A 24,079-nucleotide genomic window follows, 5' to 3' on the forward strand; every position below is an offset into this window, starting at 1 on the left:
ATCAGCTATGTTTTGAGCATGCAAGGAATGTTATAAGGCGGCCACCGGTTGAGTGTTCTCAAGGAAGGTGACGACGACAATAGCTAATACGAAGCAGTACAGAGCAAAATAAATAAGACGTCCTTTGTTTAGAAAATGAATGAGCCATACAATCCCAATCCAGGAAGTGAAGAAGGAAGCAATGAATGCAGTAATCAAAGCTGACGTTCCCATCGCCTCAAGCGCCCCCCCGCTAATATCACCGAACGCCAAGACAGAAGAGCCTAATATGACAGGAATCGATAATAAAAAGGAATAGCGTACAGCTGTTTCGCGGTTGAGGCCTGCGTACAATGCCGCAATCAATGTACTGCCTGAACGTGAAACCCCTGGAAGGACGGCCAGCGTTTGAGCTAACCCGACTACAACGGAATCGAAAAATGTCATGTTTTCTTCAGTACGATGACCAATTTTATGGAATCTTTCAATCAAGATGAGGAAGAAACCTGTTAACACAAGGGCAGAAGCAATAAAGACAGGGGTTTTTATAGAATCCGCCAAGATATCTTCGAGTACCATCCCTAGTACCCCTGTAATGAGGGTTGCGGCTGCGATATAAATAGCAAACATAAATTCCAAACGATCTTCTGCGTTTCTTTGGGAAAGGTAGCGAAAAAAAGCTTGGATTAATTGGATAATATCTTGCCGGAAATATAATATGACGGCTAAAATGGATCCTAGATGAAGAATCACTTCAAAGGTCAACCCAGGGAAAGAATAGCCAAATACCAGCTGCACAATGATAATATGGGCGGTACTTGAAATGGGAAGAAATTCAGCAATTCCCTGAACAACACCAAATATAAAAGCCTCAATAACGCTCATTAGCCCCACTCCTCCTGCCAATCTCTTTACTAACTCTAAGTCAAACCTGCATTTCTGCCGGATAGATACAAGTTTCCTGGCCTTACATAAATGATGGAAACATTCAAAGGTTGTTCACATATTTGTGATAGTATGTTTGTAGTATAAAATGTATGAGAGGGAGATGCAGTGTGAATCGGAAAGTAACAACTGCGATAGTATTAGGACTTACGTTTATCGCTCTCGGTTATGTGATTATTACTAATATTGCCGTACCGAAAGTGGGAACGAATGAAGGGGATCTCGCTCCCGACTATACGCTGCCTATGTACAATGGGGAAGAACGTTCTTTATCTTCCTATGAAGATAGCATCGTCATTATGAATATGTGGGCATCCTGGTGCGAACCTTGTACAAGAGAAATGCCTGATCTCATAAGGTTGCATGAGGATTATGAAGATAGTGGAGTCAATGTGGTTACCGTTAATATGAACTCTTACGAAAAGAACCAGGAAGAGGCTGAAAAATTCGTAGAAGAGTTTGGGATGATGTCTACTCCCGCGATGATAGACGTAGATGGGGAAGTAGCTGATATGTACAATTTACAACTACTCCCAACAACATATATTTTCGATGAAAATCGAAGAATTGTTGAGAAAATATCAGGCGAGACGAGCTATGAACAATTAGAAGAAAAAATTCAACCTTTGATTCAATAATCGGTAAGGCAGCTGTTTCCTGAAGACAGCTGTCTTTTTTTATAAAAGTTAAGAAAGCATTCATGGAGTAGGACAATGGTAATCTCCTCCCGAGAATGAGCATGTTCTTCCTGGACAGGACGTAAGCTGAAATGAGGTGAGTGGGATGTATGCAGAAGAAGATGTAGTAGTGGAAGAAATTTTGGAAGAAGATCATTCGATCCAAAAATTAAAAACGAACGGTGGTATCGGGCAGGCCATCTTATACAAACTCACCTGTTCTCGTGTGAGTGTAGGAGACAGAATAAGAGTGAATGTAACTGCGGGAAGGCTTGGTCTTGGGACAGGCGGATGGGATATTGTAGTGGCTGCCTGTGCCAAACAGACAGGAAACAAAACAAACGGCCATATCATGAAAGCGCGCTATACTTCCAGTCAACATAGTGTTATGTCTGTCGATGATCCGGAACACCCTGATTATACTCTCTTTGAGCAACCTTTCTCACTGAAAGACAGGAACGTTTTATTGGCAGAACTTCATAGCATGCTGCCAATTATATTAGGGGCCGTAAGAATGAGGGATAAGAACAAAAAAATAGGAGTTATTTTGTCGGATCAAGCTTCATTGCCAGCTGGATGGAGTGATCATATGCGAATATGGAAAACAGATCCGAATGTTTTTGTCGTGACAACCGGTCAGGCTTTTGGCGGAAATGAAGAAGCAGTAACCATACCCAATGCCCTTCAATGGTTAACGATGAAGAAAGAAGTGGATGTCCTTGTGATTTCTATGGGGCCGGGCACGGTAGGCACCTCTACCCCATATGGTTTTAGCGGAATTGCACTTGCGGAATGGGCAAATATTGTCGGAGCCTTAGAAGGGAAACCGTGCTGGGTGACGAGAATTTCTTTTCGGGAGGGCAGAACACGTCATTACGGAATCAGCCACCATACGACTACAGCTTTGTGTACATTTACTTATGCACCCTCTTTACTTATTTTACCTCATTTGGATTCGGAGAAAGAAAAGTATCTTAGAGCACAGCTGAAGTCTGTATCGATGTCAAAGCAACATGTCATCATATATGAACATAGTAAAAGCTTGTTAGAAGATTGGAAAAAGTGGGCTGTCACTTATCCTTTATCTGTGACTACCATGGGAAGAAATACGAAAACAGATGAGAGCTACGTGTTAGGAGTTTTAGCTGCGGTGAAACATGTTTTGTCAGGGAATAATACATGATAAACTAACGGGGGAAAGAGAGGAGAGAGACAGACGTGAAATTCAAGGAAGAAACCATTGATAAAGAAACGTTGTACGAAGGCAAAATTGTAGATTTGAATCTTCATGATGTGCGGCTGCCGAATGGAGAAGTGAGCAAACGAGAGATCGTGAATCATCCAGGTGCGGTTGCCATTATTGCTTACACTGCTGATGATAAAATAATCATGGTGCGGCAGTTCCGAAAAGCATTGGAAAAAGAAATTATCGAAATTCCTGCCGGGAAACTTGAAACAGGGGAACAACCTGAAGAGACAGCGAAACGGGAGTTAGAAGAGGAAACTGGGTATAAAACAGATCAGTTAACTAAAATCGGCTCATTTTATACGTCTCCTGGCTTTTCAGATGAAATTGTACATGTCTATGAAGCTCACACGCTTTATGCAGGGACTGTCGCTACAGATGATGATGAGTTTGTTGAATTAATCGAAGTAACGTTAGACGAAGCCGATAAATTAATAGAATCAGGTGACATTCATGATGCAAAAACGATGTTTGCCATTCAGCACGTGAAATTAAAAAGAATTCAAAACAGTTAACAGTAATAGAAAGCCCTTTTTTTTCATAGAGTGTTATACACATTCTATTAGCAAGGGGGCAGCAAAAAATGATAGAATCCATCGCCACACTAGGACATAAACATTGGAACGAATATCGATCGCTTTATTGTTTTACTCTCATTCTTTTGTTTATGGGGGTTATTTTCGGAGCTGTACTTGTTAATAGTTTGTCGCTCCCTTTGAAAAATGATTTGTATGGCTATGTGGAGCAGTTTCTTGTCCATTTCGAGACAGGTACCGATATTACTTCCAGGGAGATATTTTTGCAGAGCATTTCTCATCATACGACGTATATCGGATTAATGTGGGTGCTTGGACTTTCCGTAGCGGGAGTGCCGTTTATCCTTATTTTATTGTTTTTAAAAGGAGTTATTTCCGGCTTCACGATTGGTTTTCTCGTTCAGCAGATGGGAAGCAAAGGTTTCTTTTTGGCGTTTACATCCGTCCTTCCGCAAAATCTTATTATTGTGCCGGCTTACATTATTATGGCTGTGATCTCAATTAGTATTTCATTAAGCATTATTAAACACCTTTTTAAACAAAGTCGGTACACGCCGGTGCCCGCCGTTATATTACGATCGCTCCTTATTGCTGGTACCGTTCTTGTTTTTTTGACGGGGGCTGCGGCTATTGAAGGTTACTTATCGCCTGTGATGATGAGAGGGATTATTAGTTGGACATTTAGTTAATTATAATTATTCTAATTTGATCATAGTTATAATTATCATTTGACACTCGCCCCATCCGTGTTTATAATTAAAACAGCGGTTAAAGATGGGGGGAGTATTAATGGAGCAAAGAATTGATCGGATTAAAAAACAACTTCATTCTCAAAGCTATAAGCTTACACCCCAAAGGGAAGCAACCGTGAAGGTGCTTCTAGAACATGAAGAAGATCACTTAAGCGCAGAGGATGTTTATTTGTTAGTAAAAGAAAAAGCTCCGGAAATAGGTTTGGCTACTGTATATCGAACGCTGGAATTACTTAATGAACTCGAAGTTGTTGATAAAATAAACTTTGGAGATGGGGTATCACGGTACGATCTTAGGAAAGAAGGAGCCGATCACTTTCATCATCATTTAGTTTGTATTGAATGCGGATCTGTTGATGAAATACAAGAGGACTTATTAGGTGACGTTGAAAGAGTGGTAGAAAAAGACTGGAACTTTAAAATTAAGGACCACCGCTTAACTTTCCACGGTATTTGTCACCGATGCCAGAACAAAGAAGATAAACATAATAAAACGGAGCCAGAAGAAAAAGAAATGAATAAAGTGAAATAAAACCTTTTCATCTGTTATGAAGAGGTTTTTTTGTTGTTTAGAAGGAGTTGAGAGTTCAAAAGAAGAAGGAGGAGCGGTCCCACTAGTTATATAGAACGAAGAAAGGCGGGAACGTATATTACACGCAGAAATTGTCATAGATAACTCCTAGTAACCAAATAGGAGGAAGGAAAAATGATCAAATGGGTGACATTTTGTTTAGAGGCTGTCAAGGTAATGATCACATTTAGCATATGTTTGATTATTTTTTATTATGGTATTCTATGGTTAAGTGATAGTTACAGAGGGGATGAGCGATTGCAGCCACCGGAAAAGAATTATCATCAAGTTAACGTTCAAGTACCAATGGACGAATTACATATAACTACGAAAGATTTATAAGATAGACAATAAGGGAGAGGACTAGTTTGGAAACAGATGTATTAGACTTTATACATTACTGCCAAGTGGAGAAAGGACTCTCAGATAACACGGTCCACTCTTATCAACGTGATTTGAACAAGTATGTTCACCATCTAGAAAATGAAAACATAACGGAAACATCTCAAATTGAGCGGTCTCATATTATTCAATATTTATATTTTTTGAAGGAGCAAGGCAGGTCTGTCTCGACGATAGCTCGAAGCATATCTTCCATACGGGCGTTTCACCAATTTCTACTTAGGGAGCAGCGGTCAAAAAAAGATCCTTCTGAATTGTTAGAAATCCCCAGAGGAGAAAAGAGGCTGCCAGAGGTATTATCCGTTACGGAAGTAGAGAGGTTATTAGAGGCAAGTGATGGAACGACGCCATTCGCTCTTCGGAATAAAGCGATGCTGGAACTGATGTATGCTACGGGCCTGCGCGTGAGTGAATTGTGCTCCCTGACGACACGGGATATTCACCTTCACATGGGCTTTATTCATTGTGTGGGGAAAGGAAATAAAGAAAGGATCATACCGCTGGGCAAAGAAGCCTCCGATGCCCTCGAACGCTATATCAACAAGGGGCGTCTTCTATTGATGAAAAACAAAAGACATGATGTTTTGTTTGTCAATCATTTAGGGAATCAGTTGTCAAGACAGGGGTTTTGGAAAATACTAAAATCTGCTGCCCAGAAAGCATCCATAGATAAGAAGCTAACCCCCCATACGTTGCGACACTCTTTTGCCACGCATTTATTAGAGAACGGAGCAGATTTAAGAGCCGTACAGGAAATGCTCGGTCATTCTGATATCTCAACTACCCAAATTTATACGCACGTTTCCAATCATAAGTTAAAGGATGTATACGTAAATTACCACCCGCGGGCTTAGGAGTTCTAGGCACATTTGTTGTATAAGAAGTAGAAAATGAGGAGGAACACATAATGTCACGTTATCCATTTCGCCGGGTTTTCCTTATTGTGATGGACTCGGTTGGTATCGGTGAGGCACCTGATGCAGAGTTATATGGAGATACAGGAGCTGATACGTTAGGTCACATAGCAGAGAAAATGAACGGACTGGACATGCCTCATATGGAGCGGCTTGGCCTCGGCAATATAAAAAGCACAAAAGGCCTGCGTTCGGTAGCAGATCCGCAGGCTCATCATGGGATCATGCAGGAAGCCTCTCATAGTAAAGACACGATGACAGGTCACTGGGAGATTATGGGTCTTCATATTAAAGAACCATTCCGTACGTTTCCTGATGGTTTTCCGGACGATCTCATTCAAAAATTAGAAGCAATCAGCGGGAGAAAAGTGATTGGCAATAAAGTCGCGTCGGGGACAGAAATTATTAAAGAGTTAGGTCCGAGCCACATGGAAACAGGAGATCTGATCGTCTATACTTCTGCAGACTCGGTATTGCAAATTGCGGCCCACGAAGACACTGTCCCATTGAAAGAACTTTATCACATATGCGAGGAAGCTCGAAAATTGACGTACGAAGCTCCCTATATGATTGGACGTGTCATTGCGCGGCCATTTGTCGGCCAGCCTGGAGCTTTCGAGAGAACAGCTAACCGCCATGATTATGCGTTAAAGCCGTTTGGACGTACCGTGATGAATGAGTTGAAAGATGCTGGTTTGGACAGTCTGGCGATCGGAAAAATTAGCGATATTTATGACGGAGAAGGTATTACAGAGTCGTTAAGAACGTCATCTAACGCAGACGGTATGGATAAAATAGTCCAAACAGCTGAACGGGATTTTATTGGTCTCAGTTTTTTAAATTTAGTAGATTTTGACGCGAAATTTGGACATCGTCGGGATCCTATCGGCTATGGGAAAGCATTGGAAGAGTTTGATACAGCATTGCCGAGATTGCTTAGAAAACTAAAAGAAGATGATTTGTTAATGATCACGGCGGATCACGGAAATGACCCGGTACACGAAGGCACGGATCATACGAGAGAGCTGGTCCCGCTGTTAGCTTACAGCCCTTCCCATACACCCGGCAGTCAGCTCGGCCATCGCAACACGTTTGCTGATATCGGTGCTACGATTGCGGATAACTTTGATGTGCCTTCTCCTGAAAACGGTAAAAGTTTTATGAAAGAAATAATAAATGGCAGGTGACGTGAATGACAACCAAACGATTGCTTGAAGATGCTTGTAAATTTCTGAAATCCAAGATTCCAACAACTCCGCAAACAGGGTTAATATTAGGGTCCGGTCTCGGAGTGTTAGCAGAAGATCTCGAAGATAAAGTGAAAATTCATTATGAGGATATTCCAGGTTTTCCGGTATCAACCGTGGAAGGGCATGCAGGCCAGTTAGTGTTCGGAAGTTTACACAACGTGCCCGTTGTTGCGATGCAAGGCCGCTTTCATTTTTATGAAGGTTATACAATGCAGGAAGTGACCTTTCCGGTTAGAGTTATGCGGGCGTTAGGGGTAAAAAATGTAGTAGTAACGAATGCGGCGGGAAGTGTGAATGAGTCGTTTCAACCTGGAGAGTTAATGGTGATAAACGATCACATCAATCTGTTAGGGGATAATCCGTTGATTGGTAAAAATGAAGAAACATGGGGGCCGCGTTTTCCTGATATGTCGTCCGCATATTCTGCGCAACTGATGAACATTGCAAAAGAAGCGGCAAGGCAACTTTCTATCTCACTTCAAGAAGGAGTGTATGCCGCTGCCACCGGTCCTAGTTATGAAACGCCTGCCGAAATTAAAATGATAAGGACGTTAGGCGCTGATGCGGTTGGAATGTCGACGGTGCCGGAAGTCATTACAGCGGTTCATAGCGGAATGGATGTGTTGGGAATTTCTTGCCTGTCTAACATGGCAGCCGGAATTTTAGATCAGCCATTAAGTCACCAAGAAGTTATCGAAACAACGAAAAGAGTGCAGTCCGATTTTCTTCAGTTGATGAAGGAGATAATCAAGAAAATGGGAGAAGGGAGATAACGAAATGGAGCAAATGGCTCAAAAAGCAAAGGAAGCGGCGGAATACTTGAAAAAAGGGATGAAAGCTGAGCCGAAGATTGGTCTTATTTTAGGGTCCGGACTTGGGGATTTAGCGGAAGAAGTGGAGGAGAGTGTTACAGCAGATTATTCGTCCATTCCTCATTTTCCTGTTTCAACCGTAGAAGGGCATGCTGGTCGGTTAGTGACAGGAAAACTTCAAAATCAAAACGTGATCGCGATGCAGGGGCGTTTTCACTATTATGAAGGCTATAGTATGAAGGAAGTAACTTTTCCAATCAGGGTTATGAAAGAGCTGGGTGTAGAGGTATTGATAGTGACAAATGCATGCGGGGCTATGAATTCTTCCTTCCGTCCTGGAGATCTGATGGTGATTGATGACCATTTAAACATGACAGGAACCAATCCGTTAATTGGCAGAAATGACGAATCATTAGGACCACGGTTTCCTGATATGAGTCAAGCTTATGACGCTGAACTAAAAGAGACGGCTTTCCGGGCAGGGAAAGAGCTGGGCATTGATTTAAAAAATGGCATATATACCGGGATCACGGGGCCGAACTTTATGTCATCAGCAGAGCTTATTATGTTACGAAAACTAGGAGGAGACGTGGTCGGTATGTCCACGGTGCCAGAAGTGATTGTTGCACGCCACACCGGACTACGCGTGCTTGGTATATCATGTATTACGGACATGGCCGTCGGTGAAGAAATGGAAGGTATTTCACACGAGGAAGTGATGGCCACGGCAGCAAAGACAAAGCCCCGGTTTATTTCTTTAGTGAAGGAAATATTAGCTGACATATAACGTTACGATTAGGTTCCATGAAGGAGTGTGCGGTTCATGAGAATGCCAGATATCATTGCAAAAAAAAGAGATGGAGAACGACTGTCAGAATCAGAAATTCGCTGGTTCATCGATGGATATACAAAAGACAGTATTCCTGATTATCAAGTATCAGCCCTTTTAATGGCTATCTATTTTCAAGGAATGACTCAAGAAGAAGCCTCTGTACTTACGAGAGCAATGGCCGAATCCGGGGAACAGTTGGATTTATCGTCCATTGAAGGAATAAAAGTAGATAAGCACTCCACAGGCGGAGTGGGCGATAAAACAACATTAATATTAGCTCCTCTTGTAGCTGCGTTAGGTATCCCGGTAGCTAAGATGTCTGGACGCGGATTAGGACATACGGGTGGAACGATAGACAAACTTGAAGCTTTTACTGGTTTTCAAACCGAGATTTCTCAAAAGAAGTTTATAGAACTCGTGAACACACACAAGCTGGCGTTAGCGGGTCAAAGTGGTAATTTGACACCAGCTGATAAAAAGTTATATTCCCTTAGAGATGTTACAGCTACCGTTAATTCTACTCCGCTTATTGCCAGTTCAGTCATGAGTAAAAAAATAGCTGCAGGGGCTGATGCTATCGTCCTGGATGTGAAAGCAGGATCAGGGGCATTTATGTCAACGGTAGAAGAGGCAGCTGAGTTGGCAGAATCTATGGTAGGAATCGGAAAATCATTAAACAGACGTACTATGGCCTTAATCACAAATATGGATCAACCGTTAGGACGGATGATTGGAAACACATTGGAAGTGAAAGAATCGCTGGACGTTTTACGTGGAGAAGGACCTGAAGATATCTACGAATTAAGTGTTCTCTTAGCCGCACATATGGCAGTGTTAGGTGGAAAAGTGACAGAGCCCGAAGAAGGAAGACGTCTCATTGAAGATGCGATTCGCAGCGGCGCAGCTCTAGAAAAGATGAGAGAGTTTATAGGGAATCAGGGCGGAGATCCAACGATGGTGGACCGTCCAGATCTGCTCAAAGAAGCGGAATATAAAATAGAAGTAAAAGCGACCTCTACCGGTTATGTGAGAAAAATGGAAACAGAGTTAATTGGACGCGCAGCCATGTGGCTGGGAGCAGGAAGGTCTACGAAAACAGATACTATAGACCATAGTGTAGGGATTGAACTTAAGAAAAAAGTCGGCGAAAAGGTAGAAATGGGAGAGCCGTTGGCGGTACTTCACAGTAATACCCTACAACCAACGGAGGCGAAAAAGTTAGTAGAAGAAGCCTATTCTCTTACTGGACAACCAGTAGAAAAACCAGAATTAGTACACGGCACCATTTACTAAATATGACGAATGAACACTTGAACAGTTCCTCCGCTGTTCAAGTGTTTTTTTGTTGTTCAGGAAATTTTAAAAGCAATTCACTTGTGGATAATTTCTGTGAAAGGATTAGCTGCGTCTAGCTTCAGGCGCCTTCGGGTCGAGCTCGCTTCAACACGCTCTGCGGCGGCAAAGCCTCTTTGGCGGGTATCCAGCGCTTGTCGCGGACGCCTTGCGATTATACAAAAGTGCTGTCTCTCTATTGAGGGATGCCACTCGAAAGCGATGAATGAGATCGTTCAAAACATATACCTCTTTTTACTATGCTTTTTCAAGACCCCGTATAAACGATGTAAATACTGGAAAAAATAAATGTATCATAGTGGGAGGTGTCTAACATTGATGGAAAAAATAGGTCTCAACGTAAAAATAATTATAACTATCCTGGCAGTAGTTATTTCATTAACAATTGGCGCAAAAATAACGACAGCGACGGACGAAGAGGTTCCGGCCGAAGGTTCGGTTTCTGCTTATATCATGGAAGCAGATACAGGTGACGTTCTGTATAAAAAGAATGAAAATGAAGTTCTTCCCCCAGCCAGCATGACTAAAATTATGACCATGCTGTTAGTGATGGAAGCGATTGAAGAAGACGCTATAAGCCTTCAAGAGGAAGTGACGGCAAGTGAAAAAGCGGCTTCCATGGGAGGATCGCAAATCTTTCTCGAAGAAGGCGAACAAATGACAGTAGACGAATTGTTGAAAGGTGTTGCCATCGCTTCGGGTAACGATGCTTCTGTGGCGCTCGCAGAACATATCGCAGGTTCTGAAGAAAAATTTGTCAAACAAATGAATGAAAAAGCAAAAGAATTAGGATTAGAACATACGAAGTTTCAAAACACTACCGGCCTCCCAGCGGAAGATCATTATACTACCGCGAAAGACCTTGCTGTTATGAGCCAGTCATTACTCAAGCATGAAAAAATTTTAGAATACACAAGCGTATACGAGGATTACCTTCGTAAAGGAACCGACAAAGAATTCTGGCTCGTGAATACGAACCGTCTCGTCAAGCATTATGACGGAGTCGACGGGATTAAGACAGGATTCACTAAAGAGGCAAAGTATAATTTAACGGCAACAGCGAAGAAAAATGACATGCGTGTCATCACTGTCCTCATGGGGGCAGAAACACCGAAAGAAAGAAATAAGCAGACTGCAGAACTGTTAGACTACTCCTTCCAGAACTTTGAATATCATTTACTTGGTGAAAAAGGAACAGAAATAGATGAGATCGCTGTGGAAAAAGGGAAGCAGAAAAAAGCAGGGGTCATGCTAGAGGAGAACGCAGCGGTCGTGCTGCCTAAAGGAAAGAATATGGAAGAAGTAAAAGAGAAAATCATCTTATCGGAGAAAATACAAGCGCCAGCAGAACAACATACACCTGCAGGGAAAATTGAATATTATGATGGCGAGAAAAAAATTGCGGAACAATCTCTTGTCCTCACAGAAGACATTGACTCAGCGAGTTGGTTTGGTTTATTTAAGCGAGTCATGGCTGCCATGACTGGAGGAATGTCAGAAAAATAAAGATAGAAAAAAAGAGCCTCTTTTTTTAACGAAAGGCCACTAGTTTTGTCTAGTCGAAAGGAAGTTCAACACGGAGAACGAACCGTATAATCATGAATGAAATTAACTACAGAAGAAGGGGAGAAAATAGATGAGTTTATCCGTAAACTTAGAAACAAAGGGGAACGTTCTTTGTATTCGTTTAGAAGGTGAACTAGACCATCACGCCGCAGGGAAGCTTCGCCAGCAAGTGGACAATGTGCTGCAAGAAAAAGGAATCAAACATATCGTCCTAAATTTAGAAGAGCTGACTTTTATGGACAGTTCGGGGATAGGGGTGATTTTAGGAAGATATCAGCAGATCAGCAAACAAGGGGGAGAGATGGTAGTTTGTTCCATTTCTTCTCCCGTGAAAAGGATTTTTGAGTTATCGGGTCTCTTTAAAATTTTACGTTTAGAAAGCCGGGAAGCCGATGCATTACGAAAGTTGGGGGTGGCTTAAATGAAAAACGAAATGAAACTGGAATTTTCCGCGGTTAGTGAAAATGAAGCTTTTGCTCGTGTAAGTGTAGGTGCCTTCGTTGCACAGCTTGACCCGAACATGGATGAACTAACTGAGATAAAAACCGTCGTTTCTGAAGCAGTGACGAACGCTATTATTCACGGATATCATGAAAACCCTGCTGGTTCGATCGTTATTATGGTGAAAATTGATACAGATACGGTTGAATTAACAGTAAAGGATCACGGCGAAGGCATTGATAATATTAACAAAGCACGTGAACCATTGTATACGACAAAGCCTGAACTAGAACGCTCTGGTATGGGCTTTACGATCATGGAGAATTTTATGGATGAAGTTGAGGTAACCTCTGAGCCGAAAACAGGAACCACTGTTTATTTGAAAAAGCGGCTGGCCAGAAGCAGATCACTTTGTAATTAAGGAGACTCTGTATGGACGTAAAATTGAAAAAGGAACAACCTTTACAGGATGACGTCGTAAGAGATTTAATTAATAAGAGCCAAAAAGGCGATAAACAAGCTCGTGACGAAATCGTCAGTAGAAATACGAGATTGGTCTGGTCGGTAGTTCAGCGTTTTATAAACCGTGGTTACGAAGCGGAAGATTTGTTTCAAATCGGAGTAATAGGGCTAATCAAATCAGTGGATAAGTTCGATCTCTCCTATGACGTGAAATTTTCTACCTATGCTGTTCCAATGATTATCGGAGAAATTCAGCGGTTTATACGTGACGACGGGACCGTTAAAGTGAGTCGTTCATTAAAAGAATTGAACAATAAAATTAGACGAGTAAAAGAGCAGTTGACAAACGAGTTAAACAGAGTACCTTCTCTTCAAGAAATAGCGGAGACACTCGAGTTACCAATGGAAGAAGTAGTGTTTGCCACAGAAGCTGCCAAAAGTCTTTCTTCCTTACATGAAACCGTCTATGAAAACGACGGAGATCCTATTACGTTAATGGACCAAATTGCTGATAAAGGGGACTCTAAGTGGTTTGAGCAAATCGTTTTGAAAGACATTGTTGAACAACTCGAGGACCGAGAACGACTAATTGTATACTTAAGATACTATAAGGATAAAACACAATCTGACGTAGCCTCCCGACTAGGTATTTCCCAAGTCCAAGTGTCACGGTTGGAAAAAAGAATACTCGATAAAATGAGAAACCAGTTGTCTGAATAAGACAGCTGGTTTTTTTGGGGGGCTAAATCAGTAGGTTATGAATTTCGGTTCTGTAAAACATGTGGGGATTATTAATCATTTTGCTCTACGGGTTGGCTGACAGGCTCGCTTGCACCATAGGCACAAGGGCGACATCAGTTCAAGCTACGCTGCGCTTGCTTTCACTGTGTCTTCTTAGCCGCGGGCAACGCTTCTCGTTTTCTTCCTCCAAAACTTCTGTCATCTAAATAATTTTAGTATGTAAAATTCAATTTCGCTCATACTACAAAAAAGGAGGGACGGCTAGCTATGAATCACCGTATTTATTTGCAGCTTTTCCCTGTCCAAAAGGCTGAAATGGGGCAGACATTGCTATTATCGGATGTTGCGAGACTAGAAGGAAAAGATACGCTGGTCACAGAATTGGCCGAAATTCCAATTTATACGATAGGCCCTGGGGATAAAAGTCACGTTGTGATTGATATATTAACGGTGTTGCAATCGATTCATCATTGGTTTCCGGACATAGAAATTGATGTCGTAGGCCCTACACAAACAGTAACGGAAATTGAGACACCCAGGAGTTCAAAAACATCTGTATTGCTAGTATTCGTATGGATCCTCCTTTTTGTAGGGGCTGGCTTAACAATCATGAATTTTCACGAGGATGTCAGCATGCTTGAAGTTCATCAAAAACTTCATTTTCTCATCACCGGTACGGAGAATAAGCAGCCGTTATTCATCCAAATCCCCTATTCCTTTGGCTTAGGAATTGGCATGATTTTATTTTTTAATCACATTTTCAAAAAGCGTCTGAATGAAGAACCAAGCCCGCTCGAGTTAGAAATGCATCAATACAACCAGGAAATTAACCGGTATTTAGCTGAAACAGAATCAGACCGGAGTTCAAAGACATGGAATTCAAACACATCGTCTCCATCCTCATAGGATTAAGTGGAGGTATTGCAGTAGGGGGCGGGTTTGTAGCATTTATTACTGTCCTGGGAATCATACCAAGACTAGTCCAATTAACAAAAACATATAAGGCGGTTCAAGCCTATGAAATGTCAGTCATTACAGGAGCTATTGCAGGCTCCGTAGGGACCCTGCATATGTTTACGAGCTCCTTGCCTGGAGTCGTAACCGTTCCCATTGGTCTGGCTGCTGGTATATTTGTCGGAATGCTTGCAGCTGCTTTAACGGAAGTGTTAAATGTGTTTCCAATTCTTACGAAACGAATTGGGCAAGAGCATCACCTCAAGTTATTGATCATGGCGATCGTGTTAGGAAAAATTACAGGGTCTCTCTTTCAATGGTTAATCTTTGAAGGTTATTAGTAGGCTCATTAAGCCGGAGGTGTTACTTTGATTCGTCGAAAAAGGCTGAAACATCGAGAGGAAGCGTTAGGAAAAAAAGCTGACAATCCTGAGAAAACGCCCATCTCTAAAAAGATAACTGAGAATGAGAAAGAATTAAAAGAACGTCTCGGAATTGGAGTCAGTTTTGATGTAGGGGTCAGGAAGCTTCACATTTTAGGAAAAGAGATTCAGATTTACTATGTGAATGGCCTTTGCAACATGGATAACATCATTGAGATTTTACATGTCCTTTTTGAATTGGATGAAGACGATGAAGAAAAGCCTCATGTCCGTGAAGCTATTTATGATCATTTAGCTCATTTACAAGTCGAATATAAAGATAACCTTGAGGATTGCATCACGGAAATGTTATCTGGTCTTGTCTTTATATTAGTCGAGGGGGAAGACCAGGCTTTTGTCATTGATGTCAGAAATTATCCGGGACGTTCACCAGAAGAGCCTGATAATGAAAAAGTAGTGCGGGGAGCCCGTGATGGCTATACAGAGAATATTATTGAAAATACGGCCTTGACAAGAAGAAGGATCAGAGATGAAAGGCTGCGTAATGAAATTTTACGAGTTGGGGTTCGATCGAAAACAGATATTAGTATTTCATATATAGACGGAATCGCTGATCCAAAAATGGTTGAAATTGTAAAAAAAGAGTTAAAGTCAATTAACATCGATGGATTGCCTATGGCGGATAAAGCTATAGAAGAATACATGGTAGATCAAGGATTAAATCCTTTCCCGCTAGTCAGGTATACAGAAAGACCGGATGTGGCTGCTATACATTTATTTGAAGGGCATGTCATTGTGACGGTGGACGCGTCTCCAAGTGTCATCATTACACCAACCACTCTGTTTCATCACGTTCAACATGCGGAAGAGTATCGGCAGTCTCCGTTTGTAGGAACGTTTTTACGATGGGTGCGTTTTTTTGGGATTATAGCTTCCTTGTTTATTTTGCCGCTATGGCTGCTTGTTGTGTTAGAACCTAATTTACTTCCGGAACAGCTTCAATATATAGGGCCGACGGAGGACTCGAACGTATCAGAATTCATGCAGATTTTAATGGCGGAAATAGGGATAGAATTATTAAGGATGGCAGCGATCCATACTCCGTCTCCACTGGCTACCGCGCTCGGTTTAGTAGCAGCTCTGTTAATTGGAGAAATTGCTATTGAAGTCGGTCTTTTTACAGCAGAAGTGATATTGTATGTCTCGTTAGCTGCGATTGGCATCTTTGCCACACCAAGCTATGAATTAGGAGTGGCCTTAAAGATATTAAGATTAGCTCTCTTAATTTCGGTAGTGAGCTTCGGAAGCATAGGTTTTGTTGTTGCTACTACTATTTTCTTTTTAATGATAGCTAAGGTTCGAGCATTGAACAAACCTTATCTATGGCCGTTTCTTCCATTCGATGGGCAAGCGCTTTGGCAAATATTCATAAGAGCTACAGTACCAAGCATGCGCTATCGTCCAAGAATTGTACACCCGCAAGATTCTCTGCGACAATCATCAGAGTGAGGGGACTCATAAATAGTCCTCTCTCTTTTTTGTTGCTTATGGAGCTGTGAGATGACAGGTGAAAATACTTTTTATCTACGACAATAAATGATAAAATGTAACCATTCATTTTTGAGAGATTATTGTGAGCTGAGGGGAGACAACGAATGTATTTACATGGCACGAGCAAGATAAACGAAGCCGGTCGTTTAGAGATCGGAGGAGTAGATACTGTAGAGATTGTGAAAGATTATGGCACGCCCGTATATGTTTATGATGTCGCTTTGATGAAAGAGAGAGGAAAGGGGTATCAGAAAGCTTTTGAAGACGCAGGACTGTCTTACCAAGTAGCTTATGCAAGCAAAGCATTTAGTTGTGTTGCTATGATTCAATTGGCTGATGAGTTAGGATTAAGCTTAGATGTTGTATCCGGCGGGGAAATGATGACTGCGAAACAAGCAGGTTTTCCGATGGATCGCGTACATTTCCATGGTAACAATAAAAGTCTTGAAGAAATAGCCCTTGCACTCGATTTAGGGGTCGGCTGTTTTGTTGTAGATAATTTTCATGAAATAAAGCTGCTGCAATCAGAAACGGAAAAAAGAAAACAGAAAGTCAAGGTTCTTCTCCGTACGACTCCAGGAGTAGAAGCGCACACGCATGAGTATATTTCTACAGGTCAAGAAGATTCCAAGTTTGGTTTCGATCTTCAAAGCGGCCAAGTAGATAAAGCGATCAACATGTTAATAGATGATTCTCATATCCAACTTCTTGGGGTTCATAGCCATATCGGGTCACAAATATTTGAGACAAGTGGCTTTGTCATGGCCATTGAGAAGTTATTTTCTGAATTTGCCCGCTGGAAAAAAGAATACAGCTTTGAACCTACTGTTTTAAATGTAGGAGGCGGATTTGGTATTCGATATGCAGAAGGAGATGAACCTTTAGAGCCAGCCGAATATGTGAATGACATCGCGGATACGGTTAAAAAGCAATCGGAAGCTGCGGGAATGGACGTACCGGAAGTCTGGATAGAACCGGGACGGTCAATAACTGGTGATGCGGGAACTACGCTTTACACCATTGGGTCGGCAAAAGATATTGATGGGGTACGACGCTATGTAGCGGTTGACGGCGGAATGACGGATAATATTCGACCGGCATTATATCAGTCAAAGTATGAGGGCATGCTCGCAAACCGTGCAAATGAACCTACAAACGATACGTTTTCGATTGCAGGAAAATGTTGCGAAAGCGGAGATATGCTAATTTGGGATTTGCCGCTTCCTGAAGTGAAAGCGGGCGATATATTGGCTGTATCTTGTACAGGTGCTTACGGATACGCCATGGCCAATAACTATAACCGGATTACCAAGCCACCTGTTGTCTTTGTCGAAGACGGCGAAGCGAATTTAGTAGTAAAACGAGAATCTTTTGAGGATCTCTTAAGAAATGATTTACCTCTTCGTTCGAAGGAAAGAATTTAATCAAATATAAGAAGGTGAAATAGTCATGAAAAAAGGAAGCATCGCATTTGAAAATGGAGAAAAAGTAGAATTGGAATTTTATCCGGAAGAAGCTCCAGGAACAGTAGAAAATTTTGAGTCTCTCGCCAATAAAGGTTTTTATGATGGGCTTACATTTCATCGGGTTATACCTGGCTTTGTAGCACAAGGCGGTTGTCCGAACGGGACAGGTACAGGTGGCCCTGGTTATACCATTAAATGTGAAACAGAAGGGAATCCTCATAAGCACGAGCGTGGATCTTTATCTATGGCACACGCAGGAAAAGACACGGGTGGCAGTCAATTTTTTATCGTTTTTGAACCGCAGCCACATTTGGATGGCGTTCATACGGTATTTGGTAAAGTAACAAGTGGAATGGAGTCCGTCGATCGGATTCAACCTGGCGATGTGATGAAAGAAGTTCGTGTCTGGGAGGAGTAAATGAAGGAAAAAGTAGGTCATTGCTCACGCTGCGGAAAAGAAGTTTTTTGTCTTGATGGCTTTTTGAATGGCGTGTTGGATGAAGAAAAAAACCTATTTTGTTTCGAATGCGCAGATCAACCGACAAATTAGTTGACGGTTTGATATCAACAAGATAAACTATTTATAATAGAATAATTTCAATAAACGGTACCTTCGGGGTAGGGTGAAATTCCCAACCGGCGGTGATAAAACATTTGTTTTTTAGTCCGTGACCCGTAGGGGGTAATCCTTACGGTGGATCCGGTGAAATTCCGGAACCGACAGTACAGTCTGGATGGGAGAAGGAACAACCGTGTTCATCATGATATCAAACCATAGGACCAGTATATCTCAAACTGGATAGCCTATCGGCATTCATCTTATATCCTAACTCGGAATAAGGTCTATTTGAGCACGATTTTTAAACCCTGAAGATACGTTTCTTCAGGGTTTTTTCTGCTAAATTCACGAACGTCAACAGTAGATCTTCTGCTAAGACCGCAAACGTCCTGTTTGCAACACAGAAGTCAGTACATCGTGTACGAGCTAACGCAGAAGCCAGCACATCCTGTGCAAGAGGGCGCCTTGCGCTTTTCTATTGTCTAGCTCCAGGCGCCATCGGCTCGAGGTCGCTTCAACCCGCACTGCGGCGGCGTGGCCTCCTCGGCGGGTCTCCAGCGCTTATCGCCGATAGGCAGGCGCCTTGCGCTTTTCTTAATTTCATTGCCTTGGAAAAGAGGATGCTATATGACAGACGAAGAATATATGGAGCTTGCATTACAAGTTGCACAGGCCACCAAAGGTCAAACCTCGCCTAATCCAGTCGTGGGCGCTGCTGTTGTAAAAAATGGCAGATTGTTAGGGGTCGCTGCTCATCTTAAAGCGGGGGAAGCCCATGCGGAAGTGAATGCCCTGACCATGGCTGGTGAGGAAGCAAAAGGGGCAACGATTTATGTAACGCTTGAACCGTGCAGTCATTATGGAAAGACGCCCCCTTGTGCGGATTTAATTATAGAGAAACAAATTAAGAGGGCGGTTGTTGCTACAAAAGATCCTAACCCGGAAGTGGCGGGAAATGGAATAAAAAAATTAGAAGAGGCAGGCATTGAAGTAACATTTGGTGTTCTGAAAGACGAAGCAGATTGGTTAAATCGTCACTTCTTTCATTATATAAACACGGGTCTTCCGTATGTCACGTTAAAAACAGCTTCTTCCCTGGATGGCAAGACAGCTACCACACTTAAGGAAAGCCAATGGATAACAGGGCCGGACGCGAGAGAAGACGGCCACCGCCTGCGCCACCAGAACGATGCTATCTTAGTTGGCAGCGGAACCGTTTTATCCGATGATCCTTCTCTCACGGTTCGCCTCCCAAATGGCGGGTTATCTCCTTGCAGAGTGATATTAGATACCCATTTGAAGACATCACCGGAAGCGAAAATGCTGGAGGACCATCAAGCCCCGGTATGGATTATATGTGGAAAGGATGCGGATCAAGAAAAGCGGGAAGCATTAAGATATAAAGGTGCTGTTATTCTGCCGACGTCACGCACTCACATCGATATTCATGAAGTTCTCTCAATATTAGGAGAAAAAGGGATAACTTCTTTATACGTGGAAGGCGGATCCTCCGTCCATGGCAGCTTTTTAGAAGAAAAAGCATTTCAGGAAATCGTTTGCTACGTGGCACCTAAACTAATTGGCGGTGTGAATGCTCCCCCGGTGATAGGAGGAGAAGGTTTCGCCCACATGGAGGACACAGTAGATCTAGAAATTGTTTCAACGGAGCATGTAGGAAAAGATCTAAAAATAACTGCTTTGCCCCGTAAGAAGGAGAGATATACATGTTTACAGGAATAATTGAGGAAAAAGCGGTTATTCAAAATATCGACGAAACATCAGAAGCAATGGTGCTTACTATTCAAGCAAATAAAATTATGGAAGATATCCAACTAGGTGACAGTATTTCTGTGAACGGAGTATGTTTAACCGTAACATCCATCCACGACTTATCGTTTAAAGTAGACGTCATGCCTGAAACAGTGAAAGCAACGAGTTTGAGAATGATAAAGCCAGGATCAGAAGTGAACGTGGAGCGGGCCATGTCTGCTAATGGGAGATTCGGAGGTCACTTTGTATCCGGACACGTAGATGCCGCTGGTCGTATTCAATCGATCACTCCCTACGAAAATGCTTATTACATTGACATTTCTATACCAGAGACATTCATGCCTTATGTGGTGTTAAAAGGTTCCGTGGCGATCGATGGTATCAGCTTAACCATTTTTGGTGTAGATGATGAGAAAAATACGCTTACGATCTCCATTATCCCCCATACATGGGAAGAAACTATTTTAAGCAGTAAAAAAGTCGGGGACCCTGTTAATATTGAGACGGATATGTTAATGAAATATACAGAACGATTAATGAACTCCCAGAAAAATCATTCAGCGGGGATAACGAGAGAAACGTTGTCGGAAAATGGCTATATGTAATGAACTGAATATAGGGGAAAGAAGTGATCAACAATGAACGAAAAACAAGTTTTTGACCCAATTGAAGAGGCTATATATGAGTTAATGCAGGGTAAAGTGGTTATTGTATGTGATGATGAGGATAGAGAAAATGAAGGTGACTTTGTTGCTTTAGCAGATCAAGTGACGCCAGAAACGATTAATTTCATGATTACGTACGGACGCGGGTTAGTTTGTACTCCTATTTTAGAAGACCGTGCCCGGAATCTTGGGCTTGTTCCTATGGTAGAAAACAATACAGATCCACATGGAACAGCTTTTACTGTGAGCATCGATCATGAGTCCACCACTACTGGAATATCGGCCAGCGAACGAGCGGACACGATACGAGCGCTTCTTCGCCCAAATGCTACAAGTCATGAATTCAAACGTCCCGGTCACGTGTTCCCGCTCGTAGCTAAAAACGGAGGCGTCCTGCGGCGTGCAGGCCACACAGAAGCGGCAATTGACTTAGCGAGACTGTCAGGTTCTGAGCCTGCCGGAGTCATTTGTGAAATTATTAAAGATAACGGGGAAATGGCTCGGGTACCCGATTTAAGAAAAATCGCAGATGAACATGGTCTAAAAATGATCACCATTAAAGATCTCATCCATTACCGTCATAAAAAAGACAAGCTAGTGAAGAGAGAAGCTGAAATTAAACTTCCAACAGACTTTGGCGAGTTTAAAGCGTATGGTTATACTTCTATCGTTGACGACAAAGAAATCATCGCCCTTGTGAAAGGCGACATTGATCCAGAGGAACCGACACTCGTGCGTGTACACTCCGAATGTTTGACAGGTGATGTGTTTGGTTCTCATCGCTGTGATTGCGGACCTCAGCTTCAAGCAGCCCTTGAGCAGATTGAAGAAGAAGGAAAAGGCGTTTTATTATATATGAGACAAGAAGGGCGCGGCATTGGTTTAATTAATAAGCTGCGGGCTTACCAACTGCAAGAAGAAGGCTATGATACCGTGGAAGCCAATGAGAAATTAGGTTTTAAACCTGATTTACGAGATTATGGTATTGGAGCGCAAGTGTTGAGAGATGTGGGCATCACGAAAATGAAGCTGTTAACAAATAACCCTCGTAAAATCACAGGTTTAAAGGGGTACGGGCTAGAAGTAGTAGAGAGAGTACCTTTACAGCTTCCGTATAACAAAGATAATGAGAAATATTTACGAACCAAACATTCAAAACTCGGTCATATGCTTCACTTTTAGAGCGAGGAAAGCCAATGAGAGAAAAAGGAGTCGTTGTAATGTCTAACGTATATGAAGGCGAATTAGTGGGAACAGGTTTAAAAATAGGAATTGCAGCTGGTCGTTTTAATGACTTTATTACTTCCAAGCTTTTGGAAGGAGCAGAAAATACGTTAAAGCGTCATGGCGTAGCAGAGGAAGACATAGATATAACGTGGGTGCCTGGTGCTTTCGAACTTCCTTATGCTGCAAAGTTAATGGCCGATAGTGGAAGGTACGACGCGATCATTACGCTGGGAGCGGTGATTAAAGGGTCTACCCCTCATTTTGACTATGTATGCGGGGAAGCGGCGAAAGGGATAGGGCGTCTGTCTCTTGATAAAGGATTGCCTGTTATTTTTGGTGTCCTCACCACGAATACAATTGAACAAGCAATTGAAAGAGCAGGAACGAAAGCAGGCAATAAAGGGGCAGATGCTGCTATAACCGCTATTGAAATGGCTAACCTTGATAAAAAGTTCAAAAAAGGGTAAACTACTATACGCGATCATAAAAACATGACGGATGACCGTCATGTTTCACTTTGCGAATAAAAAATTCGTGAGTGAAGATTTGGGCGAAATATGATAACCTCTTTGTATAGAATGTATATAGTCAGTGCTGCATGTTATCTCGATGATCTGTTACGCAGTTCTGGTACTGGAATGTTTAATTTTATTCTGATCAGGGTGCACGTTCGTTTGAAATTTCGAGAGAAATAAGGGATGATTCACATGTTTATTAAGTATAAACCTGCTTATAAAAAAATAGCGATGGGGCTCCTTTCTTACATGCCGGAACAGAAAGACGTAAAGGATCTTCAAGACACAATTGCCTGTTACGAAGAGAATAACGATTGGCAGCTTTATTTGTGGAAAGAGAACGAGGATATTATTGGCGTATTAGGGCTGTATCATCGTGGCCCTGACGTGGTGGAATTAAAGCATATATGTGTGAACCCGTCCTATCGAGAAGAAGGAATAGGGAAAGAAATGGTCCACACTATTAAAGAAAGACTCGATGCTGAACTGATTCCTTGTGAGGAAACGGCTGCTTTTTTAGGCACGTGTCAGCGTGATAAAGAACAGCCTTCGCCGGAACAGCCGAGCAAAGTGAGCGGTTAAATGAGGGCTATTTCTACAGGAAGTTAACTGATGGAGGGCAAGTGATCTTTGCCCCGAAACAGGTCTTCTTTTATGGAAGCGAACGCTTGAAAACAACCCATTGATATATTTCTGAAGAAAGCTGTACCGTGCAAGTCGTTGCCGGGACAGCTTTCCTTTGTTTCACTTTTCTATTTTAAACGTCGAGTCATCACGCAACATATGTTTGTGTACGAGATAAGGGTTGTCTAGATCACTTTTTCTTTGCCATTCGATCTGTTGGGCACGGCAGCGCTTTTTACAAGCTTCTATCAGCGATTCATCTGTTAAAGGAAGGTTCATATCCGCGTATGGTTTTTCTTCGAGAACGTCACTTATCTTCTCATCGATCAAATGAAGTAATGAACCTGTATCGATCGCTAAACGTTCGACCTTTTCAGCATGTGCTTGGATAATCTTCTCACTGTTACGAAACAATTTGAGAGCGCCGGTGTGATTCGCTCTTCTGTGATGATATAAGGCGACAGCCAGTTGAATGAGCCCCGTCCAATAGGCGTCTCTGTTTCCTCTTTTTTTTCTTTTCCAATGCTCCTCCAGGATTTCATGGCATTCAAAGAAATCACGGCTGCCGTGAAAGTGAATGAGAAATTGAATGTAAGCCTCTGGATACTTATCCATGATTTTCTTCCTTTCCAGTAGTATCGGTAATGCTCAGTGTAACATAGATGATAGAACGGTCTTACCTTCCTCTCGTATGTGTAAAATATTTCTCAAGATTATTTGAGCTAATTATCGCAAAAAACATCTTATGGAGGAAGGTTTCGTCAAGAGCGAATGTAGTGAGGACAACGTCAAACCCTTGAAAGGATCTTCATCCAGGAAGAACCACCCAGGGGAAAAGGGTGAAGGTGACAAAGTAGGCAATATCTGTGTTTTATTGATGTTTATA

The 24,079-nt window shown here is 42.2% G+C and carries 28 protein-coding genes and 1 riboswitch; of the genes, 26 read left to right on the forward strand and 2 right to left on the reverse strand.

Features of this window, described 5'->3' with window-relative positions; all coding sequences use genetic code 11:
- Positions 1 to 30 precede the first annotated feature (30 nt).
- Complete coding sequence (gene uppP, locus BM095_RS01420) at positions 31 to 864, reverse strand: undecaprenyl-diphosphatase UppP (protein WP_091656399.1); 834 nt, start codon at positions 862 to 864, stop codon at positions 31 to 33.
- 170 nt (positions 865 to 1,034) lie between these two features.
- On the opposite strand from uppP, the gene BM095_RS01425 reads away from it, so the two are divergent.
- The 26 genes from BM095_RS01425 to BM095_RS01545 all read left to right on the forward strand — a co-directional run bounded on the left by BM095_RS01425 (position 1,035) and on the right by BM095_RS01545 (position 23,151).
- Positions 1,035 to 1,562, forward strand: coding sequence for a TlpA family protein disulfide reductase (locus BM095_RS01425; RefSeq protein WP_245757771.1), 528 nt, complete (start codon positions 1,035 to 1,037; stop codon positions 1,560 to 1,562).
- Between the two features lie 145 nt (positions 1,563 to 1,707).
- Positions 1,708 to 2,784, forward strand: coding sequence for a DUF3866 family protein (locus tag BM095_RS01430; RefSeq protein WP_091656404.1), 1,077 nt, complete (start codon positions 1,708 to 1,710; stop codon positions 2,782 to 2,784).
- Between the two features lie 35 nt (positions 2,785 to 2,819).
- Positions 2,820 to 3,362: an NUDIX hydrolase gene (locus tag BM095_RS01435; RefSeq protein WP_091656407.1), complete on the forward strand. Its 543-nt coding sequence runs from the start codon at positions 2,820 to 2,822 to the stop codon at positions 3,360 to 3,362.
- A 68-nt stretch (positions 3,363 to 3,430) separates the two neighbouring features.
- Positions 3,431 to 4,072: a stage II sporulation protein M gene (gene spoIIM, locus BM095_RS01440; protein ID WP_091656409.1), complete on the forward strand. Its 642-nt coding sequence runs from the start codon at positions 3,431 to 3,433 to the stop codon at positions 4,070 to 4,072.
- A gap of 100 nt (positions 4,073 to 4,172) precedes the next feature.
- Complete coding sequence (gene fur, locus BM095_RS01445) at positions 4,173 to 4,667, forward strand: ferric iron uptake transcriptional regulator (protein ID WP_091656412.1); 495 nt, start codon at positions 4,173 to 4,175, stop codon at positions 4,665 to 4,667.
- A 174-nt stretch (positions 4,668 to 4,841) separates the two neighbouring features.
- Positions 4,842 to 5,048 carry a DUF4227 family protein gene (locus BM095_RS01450; protein ID WP_091656415.1) on the forward strand — a complete coding sequence of 69 codons (207 nt, stop codon included), beginning with the start codon at positions 4,842 to 4,844 and terminating at the stop codon, positions 5,046 to 5,048.
- Positions 5,049 to 5,074: 26 nt separating this feature from the next.
- Positions 5,075 to 5,962 (forward strand): site-specific tyrosine recombinase XerD, encoded by an 888-nt coding sequence (xerD, locus tag BM095_RS01455; protein ID WP_091656417.1) that lies wholly within the window; start codon positions 5,075 to 5,077, stop codon positions 5,960 to 5,962.
- A gap of 53 nt (positions 5,963 to 6,015) precedes the next feature.
- The gene (gene deoB / locus BM095_RS01460) at positions 6,016 to 7,209 is read left to right on the forward strand and encodes a phosphopentomutase (RefSeq protein WP_091656420.1); all 1,194 of its coding nucleotides are present in this window, start codon (positions 6,016 to 6,018) and stop codon (positions 7,207 to 7,209) included.
- A gap of 5 nt (positions 7,210 to 7,214) precedes the next feature.
- Positions 7,215 to 8,045, forward strand: coding sequence for a purine-nucleoside phosphorylase (locus BM095_RS01465; RefSeq protein WP_091656423.1), 831 nt, complete (start codon positions 7,215 to 7,217; stop codon positions 8,043 to 8,045).
- Positions 8,046 to 8,049: 4 nt separating this feature from the next.
- Positions 8,050 to 8,871: a purine-nucleoside phosphorylase gene (locus BM095_RS01470; RefSeq protein WP_091656426.1), complete on the forward strand. Its 822-nt coding sequence runs from the start codon at positions 8,050 to 8,052 to the stop codon at positions 8,869 to 8,871.
- A gap of 36 nt (positions 8,872 to 8,907) precedes the next feature.
- A complete protein-coding gene (locus BM095_RS01475) occupies positions 8,908 to 10,209 on the forward strand; it encodes a pyrimidine-nucleoside phosphorylase (RefSeq protein ID WP_091656428.1) in 1,302 nt (433 codons plus the stop codon).
- A 378-nt stretch (positions 10,210 to 10,587) separates the two neighbouring features.
- Positions 10,588 to 11,775 (forward strand): D-alanyl-D-alanine carboxypeptidase family protein, encoded by a 1,188-nt coding sequence (locus tag BM095_RS01480; protein WP_091656431.1) that lies wholly within the window; start codon positions 10,588 to 10,590, stop codon positions 11,773 to 11,775.
- Between the two features lie 130 nt (positions 11,776 to 11,905).
- Positions 11,906 to 12,256, forward strand: a complete 351-nt coding sequence (spoIIAA, locus tag BM095_RS01485) for an anti-sigma F factor antagonist (RefSeq protein WP_091656434.1) — start codon at positions 11,906 to 11,908, stop codon at positions 12,254 to 12,256.
- A complete protein-coding gene (gene spoIIAB, locus BM095_RS01490) occupies positions 12,257 to 12,697 on the forward strand; it encodes an anti-sigma F factor (protein WP_091656436.1) in 441 nt (146 codons plus the stop codon).
- Positions 12,698 to 12,708: 11 nt separating this feature from the next.
- The gene (gene sigF, locus BM095_RS01495) at positions 12,709 to 13,458 is read left to right on the forward strand and encodes an RNA polymerase sporulation sigma factor SigF (protein ID WP_091656439.1); all 750 of its coding nucleotides are present in this window, start codon (positions 12,709 to 12,711) and stop codon (positions 13,456 to 13,458) included.
- Positions 13,459 to 13,746: 288 nt separating this feature from the next.
- Positions 13,747 to 14,385, forward strand: a complete 639-nt coding sequence (locus BM095_RS01500) for a stage V sporulation protein AA (protein ID WP_091656442.1) — start codon at positions 13,747 to 13,749, stop codon at positions 14,383 to 14,385.
- Positions 14,352 to 14,774 carry a stage V sporulation protein AB gene (locus BM095_RS01505; RefSeq protein ID WP_091656444.1) on the forward strand — a complete coding sequence of 141 codons (423 nt, stop codon included), beginning with the start codon at positions 14,352 to 14,354 and terminating at the stop codon, positions 14,772 to 14,774. Before BM095_RS01500 ends, BM095_RS01505 begins: the two co-directional genes overlap by 34 nt.
- 30 nt (positions 14,775 to 14,804) lie before the next feature.
- Positions 14,805 to 16,325, forward strand: coding sequence for a spore germination protein (locus tag BM095_RS01510; RefSeq protein ID WP_407639131.1), 1,521 nt, complete (start codon positions 14,805 to 14,807; stop codon positions 16,323 to 16,325).
- 146 nt (positions 16,326 to 16,471) lie between these two features.
- Positions 16,472 to 17,791: a diaminopimelate decarboxylase gene (gene lysA, locus BM095_RS01515; RefSeq protein WP_091656447.1), complete on the forward strand. Its 1,320-nt coding sequence runs from the start codon at positions 16,472 to 16,474 to the stop codon at positions 17,789 to 17,791.
- Between the two features lie 25 nt (positions 17,792 to 17,816).
- On the forward strand, positions 17,817 to 18,251 hold the full coding sequence (locus BM095_RS01520) for a peptidylprolyl isomerase (RefSeq protein ID WP_091656450.1): 435 nt from the start codon (positions 17,817 to 17,819) through the stop codon (positions 18,249 to 18,251).
- A complete protein-coding gene (locus BM095_RS16805; protein ID WP_281243854.1) occupies positions 18,252 to 18,383 on the forward strand; it encodes a hypothetical protein in 132 nt (43 codons plus the stop codon). It begins immediately after the preceding gene.
- Between the two features lie 55 nt (positions 18,384 to 18,438).
- A riboswitch (FMN riboswitch) is annotated at positions 18,439 to 18,583 on the forward strand.
- A gap of 436 nt (positions 18,584 to 19,019) precedes the next feature.
- Positions 19,020 to 20,132, forward strand: a complete 1,113-nt coding sequence (gene ribD, locus BM095_RS01525) for a bifunctional diaminohydroxyphosphoribosylaminopyrimidine deaminase/5-amino-6-(5-phosphoribosylamino)uracil reductase RibD (protein WP_091656452.1) — start codon at positions 19,020 to 19,022, stop codon at positions 20,130 to 20,132.
- Positions 20,117 to 20,767 (forward strand): riboflavin synthase, encoded by a 651-nt coding sequence (gene ribE / locus BM095_RS01530; RefSeq protein ID WP_091656454.1) that lies wholly within the window; start codon positions 20,117 to 20,119, stop codon positions 20,765 to 20,767. The genes ribD and ribE overlap by 16 nt, the downstream gene beginning before the upstream one ends.
- Before the next feature lie 33 nt (positions 20,768 to 20,800).
- Entirely contained in the window at positions 20,801 to 22,009 is a 1,209-nt protein-coding gene (locus tag BM095_RS01535; RefSeq protein ID WP_091656457.1) for a bifunctional 3,4-dihydroxy-2-butanone-4-phosphate synthase/GTP cyclohydrolase II, read from the forward strand.
- Positions 22,010 to 22,047: 38 nt separating this feature from the next.
- Positions 22,048 to 22,521 (forward strand): 6,7-dimethyl-8-ribityllumazine synthase, encoded by a 474-nt coding sequence (gene ribH / locus BM095_RS01540; RefSeq protein WP_091656460.1) that lies wholly within the window; start codon positions 22,048 to 22,050, stop codon positions 22,519 to 22,521.
- 240 nt (positions 22,522 to 22,761) lie between these two features.
- Entirely contained in the window at positions 22,762 to 23,151 is a 390-nt protein-coding gene (locus BM095_RS01545; RefSeq protein ID WP_091657816.1) for a GNAT family N-acetyltransferase, read from the forward strand.
- A 162-nt stretch (positions 23,152 to 23,313) separates the two neighbouring features.
- Here BM095_RS01545 and BM095_RS01550 read toward each other — a convergent pair whose 3' ends face one another.
- Positions 23,314 to 23,808 carry a DUF309 domain-containing protein gene (locus BM095_RS01550; protein WP_091656462.1) on the reverse strand — a complete coding sequence of 165 codons (495 nt, stop codon included), beginning with the start codon at positions 23,806 to 23,808 and terminating at the stop codon, positions 23,314 to 23,316.
- Positions 23,809 to 24,079: the final 271 nt, after the last annotated feature.

The organism is Alteribacillus iranensis (assembly GCF_900113025.1).
Lineage (GTDB): Bacteria > Bacillota > Bacilli > Bacillales > Marinococcaceae > Alteribacillus_A > Alteribacillus_A iranensis.

Bases quoted from the DNA above. Each gene is read 5' to 3' on its own strand.
- BM095_RS01465 (WP_091656423.1), top strand. From the start codon at position 7,215: ATGACAACCAAACGATTGCTTGAAGATGCTTGTAAATTTCTGAAATCC.
- ribH (WP_091656460.1), top strand. From the start codon at position 22,048: ATGTCTAACGTATATGAAGGCGAATTAGTGGGAACAGGTTTAAAAATA.
- BM095_RS01535 (WP_091656457.1), top strand. From the start codon at position 20,801: ATGAACGAAAAACAAGTTTTTGACCCAATTGAAGAGGCTATATATGAG.
- BM095_RS01475 (WP_091656428.1), top strand. From the start codon at position 8,908: ATGAGAATGCCAGATATCATTGCAAAAAAAAGAGATGGAGAACGACTG.
- lysA (WP_091656447.1), top strand. From the start codon at position 16,472: ATGTATTTACATGGCACGAGCAAGATAAACGAAGCCGGTCGTTTAGAG.
- BM095_RS01545 (WP_091657816.1), top strand. From the start codon at position 22,762: ATGTTTATTAAGTATAAACCTGCTTATAAAAAAATAGCGATGGGGCTC.
- ribD (WP_091656452.1), top strand. From the start codon at position 19,020: ATGACAGACGAAGAATATATGGAGCTTGCATTACAAGTTGCACAGGCC.
- spoIIAA (WP_091656434.1), top strand. From the start codon at position 11,906: ATGAGTTTATCCGTAAACTTAGAAACAAAGGGGAACGTTCTTTGTATT.
- BM095_RS01480 (WP_091656431.1), top strand. From the start codon at position 10,588: ATGGAAAAAATAGGTCTCAACGTAAAAATAATTATAACTATCCTGGCA.
- ribE (WP_091656454.1), top strand. From the start codon at position 20,117: ATGTTTACAGGAATAATTGAGGAAAAAGCGGTTATTCAAAATATCGAC.
- BM095_RS01470 (WP_091656426.1), top strand. From the start codon at position 8,050: ATGGAGCAAATGGCTCAAAAAGCAAAGGAAGCGGCGGAATACTTGAAA.
- deoB (WP_091656420.1), top strand. From the start codon at position 6,016: ATGTCACGTTATCCATTTCGCCGGGTTTTCCTTATTGTGATGGACTCG.
- BM095_RS01550 (WP_091656462.1), bottom strand. From the start codon at position 23,808: ATGGATAAGTATCCAGAGGCTTACATTCAATTTCTCATTCACTTTCAC.
- spoIIAB (WP_091656436.1), top strand. From the start codon at position 12,257: ATGAAAAACGAAATGAAACTGGAATTTTCCGCGGTTAGTGAAAATGAA.
- BM095_RS01505 (WP_091656444.1), top strand. From the start codon at position 14,352: ATGGAATTCAAACACATCGTCTCCATCCTCATAGGATTAAGTGGAGGT.
- BM095_RS01520 (WP_091656450.1), top strand. From the start codon at position 17,817: ATGAAAAAAGGAAGCATCGCATTTGAAAATGGAGAAAAAGTAGAATTG.
- sigF (WP_091656439.1), top strand. From the start codon at position 12,709: ATGGACGTAAAATTGAAAAAGGAACAACCTTTACAGGATGACGTCGTA.
- spoIIM (WP_091656409.1), top strand. From the start codon at position 3,431: ATGATAGAATCCATCGCCACACTAGGACATAAACATTGGAACGAATAT.
- BM095_RS01500 (WP_091656442.1), top strand. From the start codon at position 13,747: ATGAATCACCGTATTTATTTGCAGCTTTTCCCTGTCCAAAAGGCTGAA.
- uppP (WP_091656399.1), bottom strand. From the start codon at position 864: ATGAGCGTTATTGAGGCTTTTATATTTGGTGTTGTTCAGGGAATTGCT.
- BM095_RS01450 (WP_091656415.1), top strand. From the start codon at position 4,842: ATGATCAAATGGGTGACATTTTGTTTAGAGGCTGTCAAGGTAATGATC.
- BM095_RS16805 (WP_281243854.1), top strand. From the start codon at position 18,252: ATGAAGGAAAAAGTAGGTCATTGCTCACGCTGCGGAAAAGAAGTTTTT.
- BM095_RS01430 (WP_091656404.1), top strand. From the start codon at position 1,708: ATGTATGCAGAAGAAGATGTAGTAGTGGAAGAAATTTTGGAAGAAGAT.
- fur (WP_091656412.1), top strand. From the start codon at position 4,173: ATGGAGCAAAGAATTGATCGGATTAAAAAACAACTTCATTCTCAAAGC.